General features: G+C 50.1%; 16 protein-coding genes and 1 tRNA gene. 16 read left to right on the top strand and 1 reads right to left on the bottom strand.

What is annotated here, in order from left to right; translation table 11 throughout:
• Positions 1 to 360: 360 nt before the first annotated feature.
• From INT32_RS18075 to INT32_RS18030, 10 genes are all read left to right on the top strand, one after another.
• Positions 361 to 1,020, top strand: coding sequence for a GntR family transcriptional regulator (locus INT32_RS18075; RefSeq protein WP_193090106.1), 660 nt, complete (start codon positions 361 to 363; stop codon positions 1,018 to 1,020).
• 56 nt (positions 1,021 to 1,076) lie between these two features.
• Positions 1,077 to 1,988, top strand: coding sequence for a fumarylacetoacetate hydrolase family protein (locus INT32_RS18070; RefSeq protein WP_193090105.1), 912 nt, complete (start codon positions 1,077 to 1,079; stop codon positions 1,986 to 1,988).
• A gap of 43 nt (positions 1,989 to 2,031) precedes the next feature.
• On the top strand, positions 2,032 to 2,427 hold the full coding sequence (locus tag INT32_RS18065) for a cupin domain-containing protein (protein WP_193090104.1): 396 nt from the start codon (positions 2,032 to 2,034) through the stop codon (positions 2,425 to 2,427).
• A 47-nt stretch (positions 2,428 to 2,474) separates the two neighbouring features.
• Positions 2,475 to 3,491 carry a TRAP transporter substrate-binding protein gene (locus INT32_RS18060; protein WP_193090103.1) on the top strand — a complete coding sequence of 339 codons (1,017 nt, stop codon included), beginning with the start codon at positions 2,475 to 2,477 and terminating at the stop codon, positions 3,489 to 3,491.
• Between the two features lie 142 nt (positions 3,492 to 3,633).
• Positions 3,634 to 4,149, top strand: a complete 516-nt coding sequence (locus INT32_RS18055) for a TRAP transporter small permease (protein ID WP_226817268.1) — start codon at positions 3,634 to 3,636, stop codon at positions 4,147 to 4,149.
• The gene (locus INT32_RS18050) at positions 4,149 to 5,429 is read left to right on the top strand and encodes a TRAP transporter large permease (protein WP_193090102.1); all 1,281 of its coding nucleotides are present in this window, start codon (positions 4,149 to 4,151) and stop codon (positions 5,427 to 5,429) included. Before INT32_RS18055 ends, INT32_RS18050 begins: the two co-directional genes overlap by 1 nt.
• A 95-nt stretch (positions 5,430 to 5,524) precedes the next feature.
• Positions 5,525 to 6,307: an SDR family oxidoreductase gene (locus INT32_RS18045; protein ID WP_193090101.1), complete on the top strand. Its 783-nt coding sequence runs from the start codon at positions 5,525 to 5,527 to the stop codon at positions 6,305 to 6,307.
• A 61-nt stretch (positions 6,308 to 6,368) separates the two neighbouring features.
• Positions 6,369 to 7,148 carry an SDR family NAD(P)-dependent oxidoreductase gene (locus INT32_RS18040; protein ID WP_193090100.1) on the top strand — a complete coding sequence of 260 codons (780 nt, stop codon included), beginning with the start codon at positions 6,369 to 6,371 and terminating at the stop codon, positions 7,146 to 7,148.
• A 64-nt stretch (positions 7,149 to 7,212) separates the two neighbouring features.
• The gene (locus INT32_RS18035; RefSeq protein WP_226817267.1) at positions 7,213 to 7,545 is read left to right on the top strand and encodes a Dabb family protein; all 333 of its coding nucleotides are present in this window, start codon (positions 7,213 to 7,215) and stop codon (positions 7,543 to 7,545) included.
• 238 nt (positions 7,546 to 7,783) lie between these two features.
• Positions 7,784 to 8,362: a peroxidase-related enzyme gene (locus INT32_RS18030; RefSeq protein ID WP_193090098.1), complete on the top strand. Its 579-nt coding sequence runs from the start codon at positions 7,784 to 7,786 to the stop codon at positions 8,360 to 8,362.
• 208 nt (positions 8,363 to 8,570) lie between these two features.
• Here the strand turns inward: INT32_RS18030 and INT32_RS18025 are convergent, their stop codons facing one another.
• Positions 8,571 to 9,248, bottom strand: a complete 678-nt coding sequence (locus INT32_RS18025; protein WP_193090097.1) for a cupin domain-containing protein — start codon at positions 9,246 to 9,248, stop codon at positions 8,571 to 8,573.
• A gap of 695 nt (positions 9,249 to 9,943) precedes the next feature.
• Between INT32_RS18025 and INT32_RS18020 the strand changes: the two genes are divergently transcribed.
• The 6 genes from INT32_RS18020 (at position 9,944) to INT32_RS17995 (ending at position 15,168) form a co-directional block, all read left to right on the top strand.
• Positions 9,944 to 10,807 (top strand): amidohydrolase, encoded by an 864-nt coding sequence (locus INT32_RS18020; protein WP_193090096.1) that lies wholly within the window; start codon positions 9,944 to 9,946, stop codon positions 10,805 to 10,807.
• Positions 10,808 to 10,859: 52 nt separating this feature from the next.
• Entirely contained in the window at positions 10,860 to 12,083 is a 1,224-nt protein-coding gene (locus tag INT32_RS18015) for an MFS transporter (protein ID WP_193090095.1), read from the top strand.
• A gap of 475 nt (positions 12,084 to 12,558) precedes the next feature.
• Entirely contained in the window at positions 12,559 to 12,819 is a 261-nt protein-coding gene (infA, locus tag INT32_RS18010; RefSeq protein ID WP_014750950.1) for a translation initiation factor IF-1, read from the top strand.
• Between the two features lie 120 nt (positions 12,820 to 12,939).
• A tRNA-Thr gene (locus INT32_RS18005) sits at positions 12,940 to 13,015 on the top strand.
• A gap of 140 nt (positions 13,016 to 13,155) precedes the next feature.
• On the top strand, positions 13,156 to 14,142 hold the full coding sequence (locus INT32_RS18000) for a site-specific integrase (protein WP_193090094.1): 987 nt from the start codon (positions 13,156 to 13,158) through the stop codon (positions 14,140 to 14,142).
• A gap of 357 nt (positions 14,143 to 14,499) precedes the next feature.
• Positions 14,500 to 15,168, top strand: a complete 669-nt coding sequence (locus INT32_RS17995) for a hypothetical protein (RefSeq protein WP_193090093.1) — start codon at positions 14,500 to 14,502, stop codon at positions 15,166 to 15,168.
• The last annotated feature ends 62 nt before the right edge of the window (positions 15,169 to 15,230 follow it).

Genomic DNA, 15,230 nt, shown 5'->3' with positions numbered 1-15,230 from the left:
ACCAGTCACGGGGTTGAATCGATGTCGGTATGACAATACCCATCCCGAAAAATATCCCATCGTTGCTCAGTAACATTCTATAAGCTCTCACAGCTTCTTCATGATCCCTGAGACTAAAGCTGATCAGCAAATCGACTTAGCTTCTTTAAATATCCGTTACGTTTCGGCCTAGTACGCTAATGCAAGCTGATTGATTGACAATCAGCCTCGAGACGTCGCAATGCGCTATAGACAAAAAAATAAGTCCAACCATGAAGATAATTCTCAAAATATCCCAAATTACGCGTATACCCCAGTAGTCATTTATTTTATACAAAACTAAACTTTGCGTACGATATATTTATTTTGTATACAAAACCTATGGATAGAATAGAAAAAAAGGCCAATCAATCTGTCTATGACGAGGTAAACGCCTTGTTAAATGACATGCTGAAGGATATTACCGAGCCCATTCGCGTTCGGGAAGAGGATCTTGCGAATCAATTAGGCGTTAGTCGGACCCCCGTTCGAGAAGCGCTGATTAGGCTCGAAAGCACCGGTTTGGTCAGCCTGCGCCCCGGGCGGGGCGCTTTATTGATTCCGACTACAGACGATGAGTATGTCGAGTGGCTAAGACTACGCGAGACGCTTGAGGGTTTTGCCGCGAGCGAAGCTGCGCTCAACTCCTCGCAGCGAGACGTGGAACGGCTGCGTGCTTTGTTCGAGCCATTCCTCGGAGACGAGGGGCCCGAGAGCGCTGCCGATGCCTATGCCCAGGCCAATGTAATTTTTCACAAAGAGATAATGGCGCTGGCTAACAATCGCTTGCTCGAACGAGTATGGGCAGCCTTCGGCCATCGCCAGACCACGTATCGTCGGCAGACTATTAAGCGTTTGCGTCGCAGCAGTGATTCATTGCGTGAGCACATGGCTATCATCGATGCTATCGCCCTACGGGATGCCGAACTCGCCGAAAAGCTTGCCCGCGCGCATGTACGAGCCCTTCACACCGCGTTTGTACGGGCACTTGCTGATTCGTAGAACACAAGCGCCAATTAATCCACCCGCCATCTATGTGCATTTTTATCGAACTTTAAATGAAATTCTTAATTTTTATTGACTATGGTCAGCCCCGGCTAGGATTGCTACTAGGTGATAACAAGGTCATTGCTTTGGCTGAGCTACTCGGTTTATTCCCAGATCACGGTTTGGCCAAAATTCCCACGTGTATCAACGAGTTGATAATGCTCGGAGATAAAGGGACAGACATCATTCAAAATTGCCTGAACAAAGGGGTTCCGGACATTCAAATGAGACTCCTGGATGATGTTCAGGTGCTTCCCCCACTTAAGATGACCAAGAACGTTTTCTGTGTGGGGCGCAATTATCGCGACCATATAATCGAGGGCAACCTGGCGCGCGGTCGCCCTGCCGATGCGTTTCCGGAAGCTATCGAATTTTTTTCAAAACCTCCGACTGCAGTAGTGGGCCATCGTGCGAACGTTTGCAGATATGCCAAGCTGACCGACACGCTGGATTATGAGGTCGAATTGGCCATCGTCATAGGCACGCGCGGAAAAAATATTAGCCGAAACGATGCTTTGAAGCATGTCTTTGGTTATACGATCGTCAACGACATTACAGCGCGCAACCTGCAGCAGCTCCATGGCCAATGGCTCAAAGGAAAAAGCCTGGATACGACTTGTCCAATGGGGCCAGTCGTCGTTCATCATTCAGCCATCGACAACGCAAACAACCTCGATGTATCACTCACATTGAATGGCGAACTTCGCCAGTCCGACAACACCTCATCAATGATTTTCAGCATAGAAGCAATCATCGAACAGCTCTCTGCGGGAATGACACTGGAACCGGGCGATGTGATCGCGACAGGCACCCCCAAAGGTGTCGGGTTCGCAATGACACCGCCTTCCTGTTTAAAGACTGGCGATGTTGTGTCAGCTTCGGTTCAACACGTGGGAACGCTCACAAACACCATATCCGATTGATCATCAGGCTCGTGCGCTTTTACCGAAATAAAGGAGAAACTATATGACTTTGCCTAAAGACCTCTTACCCTATGCGAGCGGTGATCTCGCCTCCCGCTATCTTGATGTCGAGTCACTTCCGTGGAAGCCAACACCTACCCCCGGAATCGACATGAAAATACTGCTAGATATTCCCGAAACCGGTCTATTGACAGCGCTCTTCCGTTGGAAGCCTGGCACAGTGCTGCCTTTGCATGAACACATAGAAATTGAGCAGACCTATGTTCTAAGCGGAAGTATTGTTGATGACGAAGGTGAAGTGCTTGCAGGAAATTACGTTTGGCGACCAAAAGGCAATCGTCATATTGCTCGCTCGCCTGATGGTGCGTTAGTGTTGTCATTTTTTCTCAAACCAAACAAATTTCTCGAAGGCTCGCTGGCTGGACAGGAACTGAAGTAGCACTACTTCCCACATTGCATCTTCAAATTATAAAGAGGAGACATTCTATGTCGTTCAATATGAAAACTATCGTCACGACTGTAGCGTCGGTATTGTTCGCAGCCGTTTCAAGTCAGGCGTCTGCAGAGTTCAAGGAACGCAAGGCCAAATTTAGCTACCCCGTCAGTCAGACAAACCCAGTTGGTATGGCGACCAACAAGTTCATAGATATCGTAAACAAAAAGACAGATGGAAAATTCAAAATCGTGGGTTACGCAGATGCGCAGCTAGGCAATGAGCTTCAGGCGATGTCTTCAGCTCAGGGTGGAATTATCGAGTTGACGGTCGTATCCACGGCGGGCGCTGCGAACAACGTAAAAGAGCTGGGCATTTTCGATCTGCCCTTTCTATTTCAATCGGTTAAAGAAGCAGATGCAGTAACCGACGGGCCTGTCGGACAGAGTCTACTCGACACATTTTCAACCAAAAACTTAGTTGGCTTGTGTTATTGGGACTACGGTTTTCGGCAGGTAACCAACAGCAAGCATCCCATTAAGACGCTCGAGGACTTCAATGGGCTGAAACTACGCACGTTGCAGAACCGCATATATATCGACACATTCAAGGCGTTAGGCGCCAACCCACTGCCACTTCCGTATCCAGAAACCTACTCGGCGCTGGAAAGCAAGGCGATTGACGGTCAGGAAAGTGCTTATCTTGTCACTAAGAGTAGCGGATATCAGGAAATTCAGAATTACTTGACCGAAACAAATCACGTATTTCTTCCCGCCGTGGTTATGGCAAGCAAGCGCTTCTGGGATCGCCTTGATCCTGAAGAGCAAACTGTATTGCGAGAAGCGTGCTCCGAGTCGCAAGCTTACCACCGTAAAGTCAGCCGCGAAATGGAAAAAGGAGTGGTAAAAGAACTCATCGCAGCAGGTTTGCAGTTCAATACCATCGCGCCGGCGGAACGGATCCGCATGATCGAAGCAACGGCTCCAGTGATGGAAAAATACAAGACCGAATTAGGCGCTGAGCTAGTCGACAAGACACTCGATACAATTCAGCAGATTCGAGCACAATAATAACAAGCATACCGCCGCTGATGGTTGACATCGCAGCGGCCGTTTTACGACTATTTATCAAACCACTTGGCGAGATGGTCAGACTCGTGTTTGTTCAGTTTCATTTGAGCAAAAGCCTCGTGGCTATTTATTCTAGGACATCATGATGTCAAAATTAATACTAGCTTACTTCACACTATTGAAGTTCATCATCGTTGCCTGCCTCGCTGCGATGGTGGTGATGGTATTTTCCAATGTTGTCATGCGTTATGCATTTAATACCGGGCTGCCCGTATCTGAGGAGCTCGCACGTTGGTGCTTTGTCTGGCTCACTTTTCTAGGATCAATTCTAGTGCTTCATGATCGGTCTCACCTAGGCGTGGACCTTGTCATTCAAGCATTGAACCCAAGTATGCGCAAACTATGCCTAATTGTCGCTTCGGCGTTGATGATTTACGCTACCTGGTTGATCTTGGTCGGTAGCGTGGAGCAAACCATCTTGAATATGGGTGCCAGTGCGCCGGCCACCGGTCTTTCCCAAGGCTGGTTCTTCGGTGTAGGCGTAGTATTTGCTCTGTCGACGGGGATTATCTTGATATATCAGTTGATAGTACTTCTCAAGACACCAGCAAGCGAACTGGATGCAGTAATCACCAACCATAGCTCAGGGGCTGAATAATGACGCTTGCGATATTTGTCTTTGTACTATTTGCTGGCCTGGCGATTGGTCTGCCAGTCGCTTATGCTCTGATATTAACAGGCGTTGCCTTAATGTATCATCTGGATTTTTATGACGCCCAAATAGTTGCGCAGAATCTCCTGAATGGTGCGGATAGCTTTCCCTTGATGGCAGTACCGTTCTTCATGCTTGCTGGTGCGATCATGAATGCTGGCGGGTTATCAGGACGCATCGTCAATCTGGCGTTGGCACTCGTTGGCCATATCAAAGGTGGCTTGGGATACGTCACGATACTGGCCGCTTGCATACTAGCAAGCCTTTCTGGTTCGGCTGCGGCCGATGCTGCCGCGCTGTCGACACTGCTAGTGCCCATGATGATGAAAGCGGGCCATTCGAAAGGTCGCTCAGGCGGATTAGTCGCCTCATCGGGCATTATTGCTCTGGTCATTCCGCCTTCGATTGGCTTGGTCTTGATTGGTGTCACGGGCAATATTTCAATTACCGGACTATTTATGGCCGGAATCGTGCCCGGCATTCTAATGGGATTGTCCCTATCAGTTACCTGGTTTTTGGTTTCTCGAACAGAGAATACACAACCCTTGCCGCGAGTTGAGCGCAAGGACATTATGCGCACTTTGGTTGAAAGTTTTTGGGCGCTTTTGCTACCGGTCATTATTATCGTAGGTCTGCGCTTCGGTGTTTTCACCCCAACGGAAGCTGGCGTAGTCGCAGCAGTATATGCTCTATTTGTCGCGACGTGTATATACCGAGAATTGCGAATTCCCCAGCTATACGAGGTGTTCTTGGAATCTGCCAAGATGAGCGCTATGGTGATTTTTCTGGTCGCTGCTGCGCTCGTCTCGGGCTGGATGATCACCATTGCGGGCTTACCGCAGCAGGTAACGTCCCTTGTGGAGCCCTTCAAACACTCTCCCACGTTGATGATGCTAGTCATCGTTGGGCTGATTATCTTGATCGGAACAGCGATGGACATGATTCCAATCGTCCTAATCCTTGTACCTGTTCTGTTGCCCGCGGCGGTGGCTAGCGGAATTGATCCCGTATATTTTGGCATCATCTTCATGTTGGCTTGCTCGATTGGATTGATTACGCCACCGGTCGGAGCAGTGCTCAATGTCGTGGCAGGCGCCACCAAGGCAAGAATGGTGGAACTGATTGCTGGAGTATGGCCATTCCTGCTTGCGCAATGTATTGTGCTACTGCTACTCGTAATATTTCCTCAGTTAGTGCTGACCCCATATCGATGGATTATGCAATAGGCTAATCACCACGCCATAAATACCCCATGAGCGACTATTTTAAATCCAAAGTTTGGATGAACTGAAAAGTGTGAAAGTAATCATAGAGGACTCACATGAAGAAACCTATTACCTTGAAAGGAGCTCGTGTAATGGTCTCAGCCGGTGCGTCGGGCATCGGGCTTGCCATTGCCCGGGCATTCGATACCGCGGGCGCGCAAGTTCACATTTGCGATATATCCGACACGGCTCTGAGTACGCTTCGTGACGTGGCCCCGAACTTTGGCATGTTCAAGGCTGATGTCTCCGACCCCGATGAAGTAAATTCCTGGTTTGACCACGCCCTACATGCAATGGGTGGGCTGGATGTTTTGATCAATAACGCGGGAATTGCCGGTCCGACAGCCGGCATCGAAAAAATAGCCATCGACGAATGGGACCGCACAATGGCCGTCAATGTGCGCAGTCAGTTTCTATGCTCTCGCCGTGCCATCGGCTCCCTCAAAGAATCGAACCGAGCCACTATCATCAATCTGAGTTCTGTAGCGGGGCGCATCGGATATCCTTTGCGCTGCGCCTACGCTGCTTCAAAATGGGCAGTCATAGGGATGACTCAAAGCCTTGCCATTGAGTTGGGCGAGCATGACATCACCGTGAATGCCATATTACCCGGCATCGTTGAAAGCGAAAGAGTCAATAAAGTGGTTTCTGCCAAGGCGCTTGTCAAAAGTATTCCAGAAGCTCAAATGCGCGCCGAGATTTTGGAGAATGTGGCTTTGCATCGGATGGTACCCATGGAACATATCGCAGACACAGCACTGTTTCTTGCCTCTCCCGCCGGGCGTAGCGTGACCGGCCAGAGCATGAACATCTGCGCAGGCGTACAGGCATTAAAGTAAGAATGACGGAATCAACCCCGTTTTTTCACATGAATATCAAATCAATTAAAGGAGACGGTCAATGAGCCTCGATTATCTAAAAGCAACATTTGGCCTTGAAGGGTACACTGCGCTGATCACAGGCGCAGGGACAGGACTCGGGTATGCCATTGCCTACAGCTTGGGAAATGCCGGTGCTAGAATCATCGTCAACGATCTGTCGCTGGCCACTTGTGAGGAAGCTGTTGCCAAGCTGAGGATTCTGGGTATTGAATCGCGGGCGGCGAGTTTCGACGTGTCGAACGCAGCGGCAGTGCAAGATGCGTGCAGCCAATTGGCTGCGGAAGGATGGCATGTAAATATTCTCGTAAGCAATGCGGGCAACCAGAATCGCATGCCGGTTATTGAACAGACCACTGAAGCGTGGCAATCCCTGTTCAATGTCCATGTAAATGGCGCCTTTAACTGCACTCGCGCAGTACTTCCTCATATGATGGCCGAAGGTCATGGACGGATCATTCTTATATCTTCCGTGGCCGCGCTAGCCTCAATGCCCGGTATATCGGCCTACTCTGCCTCTAAGGGTGCGCTAGCAGCGTTTACGCGTTCACTCGCAGTCGAGTACGGCGAACATGGCATAACCTGCAATGCGCTAGCCCCAGGATTTGTCAAAACGAACTTCACCGCCGCACTACAGCAGCGTGAACAATTCAACGATTTTGTATTGGACTCCGTACCTCTGAGGCGTTGGGCGCAACCCGAAGACATCGCTCCAGCGACAGTTTACCTTGCCTCTCAGGCTGGAAGTTTCGTCAATGGTCATCTTCTAACCATTGATGGTGGCTTGCTCGCAAGAATGTGAGATATATCCACCAGATCTTCTTTCAGTAGCATGATACGACCAACATCATAACAAAGGGGTGACAATGTTTTTGCACATAGTATTAATGCAATTTAGCAATAAGGCTGATACCCGATTTTTTCAGCAAGTAGTACATCACACAACGCTCGTAAAACGTGAATGCGAAGGTCTGCTCATGTATCACTTTGGGGAGAACATAGCAGATCGATCTCAGGGCTACACGCACGCTACCAGTGCCGCTTTCGCCAACTCAGCGGCACACGATGTCTATCAAGCCTGCCCATCCCATGTGGCGATGAAGCAGTTCATGGAGCCCTATATCGAACGAATCGTAGTCTACGACGGAATGCTCCCCTCCGCTTCAAAGGCCCTCAATGTTAATGATGAACACGCGTGAATCTCTGGTCGGACCCATCTTTTGTGCTACCCGCGGCGCATCACCCATTCACTGAAGGGTAGCCAGCCCTGCAACGCCGGACTCAGCAGCTCAATTTCAGGCTAAAGTGCCTCGCACAAACAATGATCGCTGACCACCCAATCGTCGGCGCTCGAAAGTGTTAAATGCCAGGCCATTGTGAAAATCAGCCGCCCTGAATTGTAAACATCGCATCAAAAATTTCCCAATAGGAGAAAAAATGACGCAAGCCAACCAACCCGCTATCAGTCGATTCCCGGTCCCTGAGCTCAAGGATATGCCTGAGGACATTCGGACACGGATTCTCGAGGTTCAGGAAAAATCCGGATTCATTCCGAATGTTTTCTTGACGCTTGCGCACCGGCCCGACGAGTTCCGCGCTTTCTTCGCTTATCACGATGCGCTTATGGAAAAGCCCGGCAATCTGACCAAAGCAGAGCGTGAAATGATCGTTGTGGCAACAAGCAGCCTTAACCAATGCCAATATTGCGTCATCGCTCACGGCGCTATCTTGCGCATACGCGCCAAAGACCCCCTTATTGCCGATCAAATTGCTACGAACTATCGTAAAGCCAACATCACTGATCGCCAGAAGGCCATGCTGGATTTCGCGATACTGGTCTCGCAAAACGCGCACGTAGTCGGTGAACCCGACTTCGAAACACTGAAACGGCACGGTTTTACCGATGATGACATTTGGGATATTGCCGGCATTTCAGCATTTTTCGGCATGTCAAATCGCCTCGCAAATGTGACTAGCATGAGCCCCAACGCCGAGTTCTACTCGCTTGGGCGGTAAAGGGAACCCGGCTCATTTCCAACGAAGGCACGACAAACGCAATTTTTTCGCGTTTAAGGCTTGGATATAAGGTTAAGTTATTGATGCTTTTGAAATATGATTTTGCTTAACACCGCTTGTGACAAACCGTAATAAACACGCCTTATGTGCTACAGCCTTAGGGATATAAAGAAACCTTCGACCATGGTAATCGCCATGCCGGCTACCATCATGACGATACCACCCCAGTCAGATATTTACCCAGATGCCCGGTTTTCAGATAAAGGCTCGCGCCCTCGGGACCGGCGACCAACTCCGGATACTCGCTAGGCGGCAGACGCAACCAGCTACCCTGCTCATACTCGTGTGCCGCCTCATTCAGGCTTCCTTCGAGCACCAGCAATTCCACCCCTTCGACAAACTGACTGAAGATCCGGGCGCCGGCCGCTAGCTTCTCCAGCGACACCCGCTCACGCTCGTCCGTGAACAAGGCGCAGGACTCTCCCTTACTGTGCCTGATCCAGGTTGAAGGTTCCCGCGTGTTGATTCGCACGCTGCGGCTCTCACCTTCTGGCATTTGCCGTAGCTTTACGAATATAGTGGCGCCCTCACGGGTAAACGGTTGGTGACTGGAATCAGGCGGATTCCGCAAATACCAGCCCACCGGGTAATCGCCGTTTTCGTCAGAAAACGTTCCTGACAGCACCAGGATTTCTTCGCCACCGGGATGTTGATGCCCCGGAAAACGGGACGCTGGCGCATAGCGTACGATGCTGGTCGCCCGGGCTTTCTCTTGACCGACCCGATCCAGCATCACACGCTCCACACCGGGCTGCGGCGAGCCGACCCACTGGTAGTGCTGCGGCAACACGACAGCACGCTGTAAAAAATTAGAATGTATCAACATAGCTCAAGGGCGAAAAGTATTCATGAGAAAAGCCAAGCGACGCCGTAGATCCTGACAACCGGCTGGGCATCGGGCAATGGTTCGAGTTGACCGACGACATCGTTCCTGAACAATGTGCTCTAGAGATAAGCGCTCGCAGTGTCGTAGTTGTCAAAACCATGGAGCAGCTGAACATCCTCGTAACACACTTGCAATTTTATCAGCTTGGTTCTGCTGATCGACTCGAAAAACGGGGCTTGTATTTATCATACACCGCAGTTACCGCAGCACGGCTCTGTTCATCGATTGTCAAACTTATCATCGTCTACATGTAATGTAACCTCAGGGGACAATGTCGAATCAGGATTATCAGGACAGGACTTGGCTGATCGTCAAATCAATGTATGCCGGAATATGAATGCCCGACATACAGCGATTATGCTTTCATGATCAAGATGGCACTCATGGGAGATCACTGCAACCATCAATCGTGACGTCAGAATTGACTACCTCGTTATTAATTGTCGATATCGCTCCATTGTGCTTCGAGAGCCACTTGCATAACGCCAAGCTCCCTGCGCTACGCCCTCATTGCAACGTCACCCTCCCAGCCAGGCTTTCCCGCGGTATGGGGAAACAACAAAAATTGGACATCCGCTCCCTTTCGTTGCTACTATAAACCGCATGCAAACGCCCTATTTTCAAATGGAGTGATTATGCAGTTTTGTCTTGCCCCCCTGCAGGAGATTGCCCCAGCCGGCTTTCAATTGCCTGCCAATGCCTGCGATACCCACGCTCATGTCGTGTCTGACGATACGAATGCGTACCCGTTTGTCGCCAATCGCAGCTATACCCCGCCCGGGGCCCCCGAATCCCGCTATCTGTCCATGCTTGAACGCACCGGCATGCAACGCGGCGTGCTCATTCAAATAAGCGTCTATGGCGATGACAATCGCTATATGCTGGATGTATTGAAACGGCATCCGGACAAATTGCGCGGCATTGCCGTTGTGCGCGATGACGTCACACACGCGCAATTGCAACAGATGCACGAGGCGGGTGTCAGGGGGTTGCGCATCAACGTGCTGTTTGGCGGAGGCACCGGCTTTGACGCCATGGAAAACCTTGCCCGCAAGATCGCCGATTTCGGCTGGCATATGCAGTTTCTGATGGATGCCCGCCAATTACCTGAGCTGCTGCCACGATTCAAACAACTGCCGGTGCCCGGCGTCATTGACCATATGGGTCATATGCCCGTTGCACAAGGCGTTGATCATCCTGGCTTTCGAGCAATGCAGCAATTGGTCGAGCACCACGGCTGGTGGGTAAAACTGTCGGGCGCCTACCGTATCAGTGAGGATTTCCCAGAATTTCGCGACGTCGTTCCCTGGGCCCGGGCGCTGATTGCCACCAATGAAAACCGCATGCTTTGGGGCAGCGACTGGCCGCATGTGGCCATCTCCCGCATGCCCAATACCGGCCTGCTGTTAAGCCAGCTGGCACAGTGGGCGCCCAACGCTGATCAACGCAACAAAATACTTGTAGAGAACCCGGCCGCTTTGTACAGTTTTGGGCGCTGAAAAAAATTCAGGCTCTGCAAGAGCCGGCCAAATATGTCACAGGAGACGCCAGATGAATTGGTACACGCAGTTGAACCGGAAAGAAAAAAATACCTTTATCGCGGCTTTCGGTGGCTGGGCAACCGACGCCTTCGATTTCATGGTGTTCACATTTGTCATTAGCGCCATCATCCAGCTTTGGGGCATCAGCAATGCCGAAGCCGGTATCCTGGGCACCATCACGTTGCTGTTTTCGGCAATCGGGGGCTGGGGCGCCGGCATTCTGGCCGACCGCTATGGCCGGGTGCGGATCCTGCAGATCACCATTCTCTGGTTCTCGGTATGTACGGTGCTAATCGGTTTTGCACAAAATTTTGAACAGTTTTTTGTGTTGCGGGCACTGCAAGGGCTGGGGTTTGGCGGCGAATGGGCCGTGGGTTCCGTGCTGATGGGGGAAATTATCCGAGCTGAACATCGCGGCAAGGCCGTGGGAACGGTCCAAAGCGGTTGGGCCATCGGCTGGGGCGCCGCCGCGCTGGTTTATACGCTTATGTTCTCTATTTTGCCCGTTGAATGGGCCTGGCGCAGCCTGTTCTGGATCGGCGTATTGCCGGCACTGCTGGTGCTGTTTATTCGTCGCCACGTTCCCGAACCGGAAATTTTTAAGAAAAAAGTACTCGAACAGAAAAATGTTTCCAACATCTGGGGGATCTTCGCCCCAGGTGTTATAAAGACCACCCTGCTTACCGCCCTGCTCTGCACCGGCGTGCAGGGTGGTTACTATGCCATCACCACCTGGCTGCCAACCTTTCTGAAGACGGAAAGACATCTGTCTGTCGTTGGCACCGGCAGCTATCTGCTGGTCATTATTGCAGGGTCATTTTGCGGTTATATCGCTGGCGCGTACTTTGCCGACCGGTTCGGGCGCAAGGCCAACCTGATTTTGTTTTCAGTACTGTCGGGGGTTTGCGTCTATCTCTATACCGCGCTCCCCCTAAGCAATACACAGATGCTGATACTGGGCTTTCCGCTTGGTTTTGCGGCCTCGGGCATCTTCAGCGGCATTGGCGCCTATCTGACCGAACTGTACCCATCCGCTATCCGCGCCAACGGTCAAGGCTTCTCCTATAACTTCGGGCGTGGCGTGGGCGCCCTTTTCCCGGGGCTGGTCGGCTATCTGAGTCAATCCATGGGGTTGGCCGGCGCCATTGCCGCATTTGCCACCGGTGCGTATGTACTCGTACTGCTCACGACGTTTATGCTGCCGGAAACAAAAGGAAAAGAACTGATTGAATGATCAAAAAACGACGTATTTTCCCCATATGGATAAAAAACATGGCTGTTATGTTCCAAAAACGCAACATATTTTAGGGAATATCACAATTGAGTGTATAATAAACAACGTACAGTCCTACATAAAAACATCATCCAACAAGCCGTGACGGCTAAGCCCCACCAGGTGCCTTCACGAACAGACACAACGATTACCGTCGGTATGACCTTGTGAACCATACCAGTATCAAACGGATAACTTCCCTCACTTGATGGCAGCAGAAGCACCGTTTTCTGTACATAGACATCATTTTTTCAGACTGCAGTACGACCCGCTTTCGTGAGTGGTAATGCAGAATCAGCTTTCTGCGAAAGCGCCTGGCATCCGCATTTGCATTTTCCGGCATCCTGCCGTGGTTTTGTGTGTTCGCGCCCCTTGGGTTGCACCGCTTTCCACCGCATCCTGCCGTTGATTATTAATCTTTACAGGAGAACAATATATGGCAAAAGAAGAACTACTTGAAATGAGTGGATCTGTTACAGAAGTATTGCCTGATTCCCGCTTTCGGGTCACGCTGGACAATGGACATCCCATTATTGCGTACACCGGTGGCAAAATGCGCAAGCATCATATTCGTATTCTGGCTGGCGATAAAGTCACCCTGGAAATGTCCCCCTATGACCTGAGCAAAGGTCGTATCACGTTCCGTCACATTGCCGGTCGTGCTCCTTCGGGCCCCGCACGCCCACGTCGCCGTTAAGGCCTGCTGGCCCAACGGCCGCCCTTCTATCTATGCAGCCTTGCGGGCAGATATTCATGCAATGTTCTGCCGCAAGCCTGACATAAAAAAATATGTTAGAATTTTCGACTCTGTAAGACTGCCGATATAGCTCAGTTGGTAGAGCAGCGCATTCGTAATGCGAAGGTCGTAGGTTCGACTCCTATTATCGGCACCACGGTACTAAAAACCATTGATCGTATTTCTATAAAATTGAGTAGAATCAATGAGTTAAAGTACAAGCGTGTAGTAAATTTAGCGTATATAAATAAAAAAATTCAATCACGCTACTAAATTACTACTCACCGCTCTACTCAAATGGCTACTATCCGTCCGGTAAAAAACGGTTATCGGGTGCAGGTCTATCTTTCACCCAAAAATCGCCCTTCATCTACGTTCCAGACCAAGCGTGAATGCATCGAATGGGCGAATCAGCAAATGCGGTTAGCCCGCACCCCATTCCATAAAGTGACGTTAGCGACCGCAATGCGTCGTTACCTTGAAGAAATCAGCCCCAAAAAGAAAGGACGACGATGGGACGAAATCAGAATTGCTGCTTTTCTGCGCGATGAGCCACAGCTGTCTGCAATGTATCTCAGTGAGATTTCTAGAGCCCACATCGCAGATTGGAGGAACCGCAGGCAAGCCAGCGGCGTGAGTGACGCTACAGTCAGGCGGGAGTGGACCTTATATTCCAGCATATTCAACGCCTGCATACAGGAATGGGAATGGCTCACCGAAAATCCCATGCGACTTGTTAAGCGCCCTGCTGCTCCACCACCGCGAGAACGGATTATTACAGATAAAGAAATCGAGCTCCTAAATTACGTCACAGATTATGGGCCCGAAAGTAACTTTGCTACCGTGACGCAGCGCGTAGGAGCGGCATTACACTTCGCACTGGAGACCGCCATGCGCGCCCAGGAGATCTGCCTATTACGTTGGGAAGACCTCTCAGGTAGAGTGGCTAAGGTTCGCACATCTAAAACCAGATCGGGGATTAGGCAGGTGCCTTTGTCCCGCGCTGCAGTTGAAATTATTGATCGGCTGCGCACGGTGAACGGAGATAAGGAAACCGTGTTTGAATTAACGACCTCTCAGCTCGACGCCTTGTTTCGCAAGGCGAAAAAAACAGCCGCCTTGGAAGGTTTCACCTTTCACGACAGCCGCGCGACAGCGATCACTCGACTGGCGAAAAAACTCGAGATTCTGGACTTGGCCAAGATGATCGGACACAAGAATCTGTCCATGCTAATGGTGTATTACCGGGAAGGCGCTGAAGAATTGGCGGCGAAATTGGACTAAATCCCTTGAAGATGAGGGGAAGATAGAACACATTAACCCAAGCCACCGCCATGACCAGTATTCATGAACGATCTGATGCTAATCGATTGATTTTATTATTAGTTAAACGACATCGCCTCTATTTCGCCCCCTAGCCATACCCCTATATTTGGTTGTTGCAAAATCTCCACTCTTAGGAGGCGGAAATTGGGTCGTTATAGGGTAACTTTGCTTATCCAGTCACCTCTATAGGCATTCCGGTGTGAAAAGTGGGAATAACCATAGGGTAGTGTCAATAAATGCAAACTCTCCGCTCTACGATACTTCTCCTGCGGTACCATAAGCCCATAAATCAAAAGGTAAAAATGAGGAGCGGATGTGGTTAAGGACACGCAAACGGAATTTGAGAGTGCCGCATGGCCTCTTTTCCAAGACAAACCTTCCCTTAATCAAAAACGAATAGATTCTCTGCAATCTTTAACGGAGTCTGCAGGAAAGCTTAAATTCCTTGAGTCAAATAATGCGTGGGTAAAATTTTGGGTACCCACAATTTTGGCTGACGCGTTAAAAGAAAGTAGCAGATTCCGCGGGAACACTATGGCGATATATCTGCGCCAGATCCTATACCGTCACTGTTATGGCGAGTACATTTTCATGTGTTTGGAAAAGTTGCAATTGGAAAATCGCGACCATTACGTATCACATCAAGAACACACATCGAGCTACGAACCCATCAAAGATCCTGTGTATTGGGTGCCTCAGCTTGGAAAAAATATTTTCCCGATCCGATTGGCATTGCCGAATAAAGTAAAACAAGATTTGGCCAAACTAGCCAAACGCCACGATATATCCTTATCGCAGTACATCCGTGAAACGATTCTGTCTCGCGTATTTGGGCATGGAATGGTGCCAGGACGTCCAGTAACCGATGTTGATGAGCAAGAGAGCCTTTACGCCGATCAATGGAGCGCAGAGGAACAGACAGTTTCTTCAGTATCTTCCCCAGCGACAGATAATGGGAACCACTTCTATTTCGATGAAAAATAAAAATTAGGGTATTTTTGGCGTCGAGTAGATCGTTTTGTTATCGTAAGCCATTGCTAACTAAC

The sequence above is a fragment of the Advenella sp. FME57 genome (assembly GCF_014897675.1).
Classification (GTDB): domain Bacteria; phylum Pseudomonadota; class Gammaproteobacteria; order Burkholderiales; family Burkholderiaceae_B; genus Advenella.
This window is presented reverse-complemented; position numbering and strand designations above follow the sequence as displayed.